The following is a 6,371-nucleotide window of genomic DNA, read 5'->3' as shown; positions in this document are numbered from 1 at the left end:
CAAGTTGTCCATAGGTGAATTTTTGGGTAGGATCTTAAATTTACTGCTTATTGTAAGCATGGACAACTTTTTTTATTACTTAATCATAATGCACAACGGGTATTACTTAGTTAAAATTGTTTACGACTACTACAATTTAAAAACAATGGACACTATAGTAGCTACACCTAAAACATTATTTTTTGCTAAAAAATATTAAAAGAAAAGGCTTTGGAGTATTCCAAAGCCTTCTTGTATTATAACTGTTAGTATAAAAATTCCTGTACAAAGAAAAATAAAACATCTTCTTTCCTACCAAATTTTTCTAACATTTTGTCCCAAGCCTTACTGCTAAATTCTATTGTATTCTTGTCTGTATCTTCATACATCCAAGTACCTTTAAATGTTTTCTTTAAAGTTGCCTTAACCCCACCTGATGAGTATTCCACTTCTCCTCTAAAATTAGTACTAATAGAAGAGCTCTTACCTCCTCTATTCTCTTTAAAGGTAGAGTTTCCGTGAATATCTTTTCCCATTTCAGTCTTATTCCCTCTATTATCCTCAAAAATAACAGTATCGAAAATATCAACTTTATATGTTGCTACATACCCATTATCTTTTTGATGCGTTAAAAGAAGTTGTTCGAATAAAGAAATCTTCTTTCCTTCACTATCGTGAATACCTGGAAACTGTAGGTCTAAATACTTCTTCGTAAATTCTATTTTATTCTTTTGATTGTCAGAAAAAACTAAATCATCGAATATATTCTTTTTAAAAGTAGCTGAATACCCCTGTGAACGGTACTTTAGGTCTTCAAAAATATCCTTTTCAATTCCTTGCCCATGACTAATCGAAGAAAATATGACAAGTAAAAACAGAAAAATAAATTTCTTCATAATTTGTAAATCAGTTATAGTAGCAAGATAAGATATTTATAGAAAAGTAAAGTGGATTTTCACAAGATTATCAACACTGTGCCAATTCAATTATAAAATGTAAAAAAACAATACAAAACAACCGAAATATTTAATGTTTTTACTTGACAAAACAGGTATTTACTAAAACTATTATTCTATAAAAGCAAGGTGATAATGTACGATTAGTAATACAATAAGTATACGTCAAAATGAACTAAAATACACTTTGTACAAATACCTTTAAACCGCTATTCACTAAAAAACCAAAATGCCAATAACGCAATTAAAACTGTGGCATATCCCGTCAAGAAATACAATACATCAATATCAAAAAAATGCTTTATAAATAAAGAGATAATAAACACTATAGGATACACTAAGGCTCCAATTAAGAACGTTTTTGAAACTCTTACTTTAATCTTTTCTTTTTTAGTTGCATAACCAAAACTTGGTGAACCTAATGACATGATTGAAGGTATGAAAGTAATCAAACTTCCTACTAAAACAAGACTTATATAAACCCACAGAGCTATACGCATAAAACTATTTTTTCATTACTAAATTTAAAGATACAGTTGTTGTGGTTATAGATTCAACAACAAAAGCCTAATTAACATTTAATTAATTATAAACAGTATTTGAGTTAATGTGATACTACTTAAGCGTCCTCGTCCACCATTACCTTACCCGTAATACTTGTTCCTGCATTTGAATCTAAGAAAGTAAAGGTATAACTCGACAGTACCGTTAGTATTCCCATTACTAAAAATGCATATCGAAATGCGTCGATTTGATTATTCGTTTGAATGAATTCTTTATTCTCAAAAAGCAACAACAACATCGAGGCAAGTGAAATTCCCAAACTAACAGCAAGCTGTTGTGTCACAGAGATCAAACTATTCTCATCACTTGACGTTTCTTCATTTAAGTCAGCCATTGTGATGGTATTCATAGCTGTAGATTGTATAGCTGTTACTGCTCCTAAAGAAACCATTAATAAAATTACCGTAATATACGATGTGGCTAAGGTAATGAAGAAGAAATTACCAATGATAAGACCTGTCAAAATCGTACTAAAAATCAGAGTTGTTCGATATCCATACGTTCGCACTATTGGCAATACAAGTGTACGCGAAAATATATTTGCTAAAGCTTGAGGTATCATCATTAAACCAGCATGAAACGCAGAATAACCAAATCCTACTTGTAGCATCAGCGGAATCATTAGGGGCATGCCACCAGTACCCAGTCTTGAAATAAGATTACCTACTACACCCACCCTAAGACTAACTAAAGAAAAAATACCCAAATTAATCAAAGGGTATGTTTTCCTTTTTGCATGTAAAATATAGATTGCTAAAGATAAGGCTCCCAGCACCAGCATAGCAAAAAGTCCCAAAAGTGTAAAGTGCGGATTATTCCATTTCTCTATCACTAAAGTTATTGCCGTTAACCCTACGCTTATATACAACCATCCCATGATATCAAATCGACCAACTTCACTGGTGAAATTAGGGATAATTCGCTTAGCCATTACGATTGCTGCTAACCCTATAGGAATGTTCAAAATAAAAATCCAATGCCAACTTAACTGTTCAACTAAAAAACCACCTACTGTTGGACCAAGCATTGGACCAATTAAGGCAGGAATAGTAATATAATTTATCACTTTTAGAATTTGCGCTTTAGGATAAGTATACAAAAGAGTTAAGCGAACTACAGGAACCATTAAAGCCCCGCCAAAAGCTTGAAATATACGAGATAAAATAAGTTGATTCAAAGAAAACGATAAGGCGCAAAATAAAGACCCTAAGGTAAAAAGCACAATAGCACTTATAAACACCCTCTTTGTTCCATACTTTGCAGTTAACCAACCACTAACAGGAATAAGAAGTGCAACAGTCAAAGTATAAGAAACGATTATACTTTGCATTTCTAAAGGAGATTCACCAAAATCTCTGGCTATAGTAGATAGCGCTGTATTCAAAATCGTACCATCTAAGGACTGCATAAAAATAACTAATGCGCCCAAAAAAGGTAAATACTTTGAAACTGAAAGGTTTATATCCTTTTGTGATCCCATACTAAGAAATATATTACTTGCCGCTATTTAAAAAAGCGAACAAAACTATGACTTATTCACTTAAAAAAGCGTTTCCTAATAAAAGTTTACCAATTTTAACTTTTAGATAAGGTTAAATTAATTATTTAATTTAATAAAAAACGATATTTCATATTATTTTTTTCGAAACTCACTTAAAGTTACTCCTTTGTGTCGCTTAAAAAACTTATTAATATGACTCTCATCTATAAAACCAAACTCATCCGCAATCTCGCTAACTCGCTTAGCGCTAAAAAGAAGTCTATGCTCTATTAGGCGAAGCCTGTACTTTGATATAAAATCTTGAATACTCTCTCCACATTGTTTTTTAAAATAGGCACCTAAATACGTGGAAGAAATACCAAATTTATTTGCTATGACAGCTATTTTCAAAAGCCCTGGATACTGTATATGCTCTTGTATATAGGATATAATATTCAAAATTCTATCTTCTTTTGACATTTGTTCATTCAAAGGTCGATTAAATGCAATATTGCGTGCAGCTAAAACAATAACTGAGTTTACTAACTGTCTTAGCAAATCACTTTGATATACTTTATCTTCATTTATACATTCCTGTATTATTGTCATTAAACGCTCAAGAATACCTTGATCGCTTTTATTTTGTATTAAAGTACCAGACAAATGACTCGCGTGATATAGCAAACACTCTAAATGGTTGATTGACTTCGATTCGTAATCACAGATGAATGTACGTGTAAACTGAACAACAATAAACTCACAAATTCCTTCTAAATCAAATTCATGAGTGTCTTTCGGAGAAGTGATAAATAAATCACCCGATTTAAAAGCTATCTTATTCTCATTTACTACGTAAACCCCTTTTCCAGAAATAACATAGACCAATTCAAAAAAGTTAAACGTTCTGTTTCTACTTGGACACGCTCCTATTTGTTCATAAAAAACTTCTAAGTCACGGTATATGTTTTCTCTTGCCATAATGCAATTTTACTTTTTTATACTTTAATTATACCTACAAACATCCTATTTATCAGTATAATTTTGCACAAAAGTAATATAAAGATATGAAGACTACGCAACAAATATTTGAACTAATGGCCTCTGACCTGCAGATTAGCATGCATGAAAATAATTGGAATAGCATAGACTATGAAACGCTATTGAAAGATAATCCCAAACAAATTAGAGCATTAGAGAAAACCTTATTTGAAGAAGATAGCAGCGAATTAGAAAGCCCCAATCTCACAATCAAAAACGCATGGATTCCCTCTCGTGAGAAAGACAGATCAATCAGAATAAGAACCTACCACAATAATGCTGTAACCGAAAGGCAACCTGTCTACTTATTCTTTCACGGTGGCGCATTTATATTTGGTTCCCCTGAACAATACGACTCACAGTTAATAAATTTAGTTAACAAACTAAATATTACGGTTGTCAATGTAGATTATCGCCTTTCTCCTGAGCATCCTTATCCAGCAGCTATAAACGATGGAATTGACGTTTTAAATTACCTCTTAGATAACTGTATAACATTAAATATCGATAAAGATAAAGTGATTATAGGAGGTAGTAGCGCTGGTGCAACTATTGCGACGAGTATATGCTTACACCTTCCATATAACCTGAGCAAACGCATTACTCATCAATATCTGTTATATCCCCCTTTAAGTGATGATTTGTCAACAGAGTCTATGTTACAACTTGCAAATGCACCAATGCAAAGCAAACAATCAGCTGTTTATATGTGGGAGAATTACTCCAAGAATAGTCGTAAAAAAGAGAAGGCATCTCCCTTAAATCACACTCATTTTCAAGGAATACCCAATACTACAATTGTATATTGTGAATTAGACCCTTTTAAAGATGAAGCTATTAACTATGCAAAAAAACTGCAAAGCCAAGAAATCAAGACACAGTTAATTGAAGTTAAAGGTGCAGTACATGCCTTTGACTTTTTTGATTGTCAATTAACACAAAACTACTTCGACTTACAAATATCATTATTCAAAGAAATAATTAAATAAGATGAACAAAATAACAATAATAAATGGGCATCCAGATTATGACAACTTTAATCAAGCCATAACAAATACATACAAAGCGCAGGCCTTAGCAGAAAAATGCGAGGTAAAACTAATTGCTATTAGAGAATTGGATTTCAACCCTAATTTAAAGAATGGATATCGAAAAAGAATGGAGCTGGAACCAGATTTACTGCAAGCTATCCATGACATTAAATGGTGTGATCATTTAGTTATTATTCATCCTATATGGTGGTTAAGTATGCCAGCCATACTAAAGGGATTTTTTGATAGAGCATTTCTACCGAGTATAACATTTAAACACACCTCTGCGACCACTTCAGAAGGACTATTACAAGGAAAAAGTGCAAGGATAATCAACACTGCTGGAGATCTTAGCTTTTCTGTATACGAAACTGTATACAAGAGCAGCGGTATCGTTCAATTAGAAAAAGGTATTCTTGAATACTGTGGAATAGCTCCGATAAGCAAATCTTTCATTGGTCCATTAAATACAATGACGGCCGTAGATCGACTAAATTTTCTAAACACTATACCACAATTAGTTCAACAAGATATTCAATAAAAAAGCCTTGTGAAATACAAGGCTTTAATCTTACTATCTTCTCAGTTCTAAGTTTTCACTTTTAGCAAACTTCTCTTGAGCGCTAATTGCTTTATCTTCTAACTTGTCAATTTTATCAAAAACAACATTAACTTTATCAGCAAGATCGTTGTACTGAATAATTTGATCGTCATTTAAGTTCTTTTCGTCTAAACTCATCAATTCTTTAAATACTGGTATAAAATCAGTTTTTACAGTACTATATAAATCAACTACTGCCCCGTGAAATTCTTTAGCTGCATCACTTGGTTCTAACTTACTCATCACCGTAGAACAGCTATCTGTCAAGAACTCCAATCTTTCAATTGACTTGCCAACTTCTGCTTTAGATTTCTCATCCTTACTCACTACAGCATCCATTATCGTTCCCATTTCGGATGTATAAGCTTCATAGGTATTTACAACTGTTTCATTATAATTAGTGCTCTTTGAACATGAAAATGTCAACATAGCAGCTAAACTCAATACAAATAATTTCTTTTTCATAATATATTTTTTACATATCAAAGATACTTATTTTAACAGCTATACAAACAAAAAAGTCTTACCAAATTAATGGTAAGACTTCTAATGAAGCAATATATGCTATAAAATTATTTTTTTGAATCTTCTAAAGAAGCTTTTCTAAATTCTTTCATTAACTTTTCTAAAGATAAAGAAGCTTTACGAGCTCTTGTTCCAGCAGCTTTATTTCCGTTTTCAATTTGTAATGCTGCATCTTTTTGGAATGCGTCGTACTCAGC

The 6,371-nt window shown here is 32.1% G+C and carries 8 protein-coding genes; 2 read left to right on the top strand and 6 right to left on the bottom strand.

Annotation, left to right across the window (positions count from 1 at the left end; all coding sequences use genetic code 11):
• Positions 1–245: 245 nt before the first annotated feature.
• From GOQ24_RS15520 to GOQ24_RS15505, 4 genes are all read right to left on the bottom strand, one after another.
• On the bottom strand, positions 246–875 hold the full coding sequence (locus GOQ24_RS15520; protein WP_160340093.1) for a hypothetical protein: 630 nt from the start codon (positions 873–875) through the stop codon (positions 246–248).
• A gap of 269 nt (positions 876–1,144) precedes the next feature.
• Complete coding sequence (locus GOQ24_RS15515; RefSeq protein WP_155092920.1) at positions 1,145–1,435, bottom strand: hypothetical protein; 291 nt, start codon at positions 1,433–1,435, stop codon at positions 1,145–1,147.
• A 119-nt stretch (positions 1,436–1,554) separates the two neighbouring features.
• Positions 1,555–2,979 (bottom strand): DHA2 family efflux MFS transporter permease subunit, encoded by a 1,425-nt coding sequence (locus GOQ24_RS15510; protein WP_155092921.1) that lies wholly within the window; start codon positions 2,977–2,979, stop codon positions 1,555–1,557.
• Positions 2,980–3,132: 153 nt separating this feature from the next.
• Positions 3,133–3,957 carry a helix-turn-helix domain-containing protein gene (locus tag GOQ24_RS15505; protein ID WP_166520753.1) on the bottom strand — a complete coding sequence of 275 codons (825 nt, stop codon included), beginning with the start codon at positions 3,955–3,957 and terminating at the stop codon, positions 3,133–3,135.
• 86 nt (positions 3,958–4,043) lie between these two features.
• Here GOQ24_RS15505 and GOQ24_RS15500 point away from each other — a divergent pair, with 86 nt between their 5' ends.
• A complete protein-coding gene (locus tag GOQ24_RS15500; RefSeq protein ID WP_160340092.1) occupies positions 4,044–5,006 on the top strand; it encodes an alpha/beta hydrolase in 963 nt (320 codons plus the stop codon).
• A 1-nt stretch (position 5,007) separates the two neighbouring features.
• Complete coding sequence (locus tag GOQ24_RS15495) at positions 5,008–5,589, top strand: NAD(P)H-dependent oxidoreductase (RefSeq protein WP_160340091.1); 582 nt, start codon at positions 5,008–5,010, stop codon at positions 5,587–5,589.
• 33 nt (positions 5,590–5,622) lie between these two features.
• On the opposite strand, the gene GOQ24_RS15490 is transcribed toward GOQ24_RS15495, so the two are convergent.
• Positions 5,623–6,114, bottom strand: coding sequence for a hypothetical protein (locus GOQ24_RS15490; protein WP_155092925.1), 492 nt, complete (start codon positions 6,112–6,114; stop codon positions 5,623–5,625).
• 107 nt (positions 6,115–6,221) lie between these two features.
• Positions 6,222–6,371 (bottom strand): histone H1 (locus tag GOQ24_RS15485; protein ID WP_160340090.1); only part of this gene is annotated, 150 nt, incomplete at its 5' end.

The organism is Myroides sp. LoEW2-1 (genome assembly GCF_009767705.1).
In the GTDB taxonomy this organism is placed as follows: Bacteria; Bacteroidota; Bacteroidia; order Flavobacteriales; family Flavobacteriaceae; genus Flavobacterium; species Flavobacterium album_A.
This window is presented reverse-complemented; position numbering and strand designations above follow the sequence as displayed.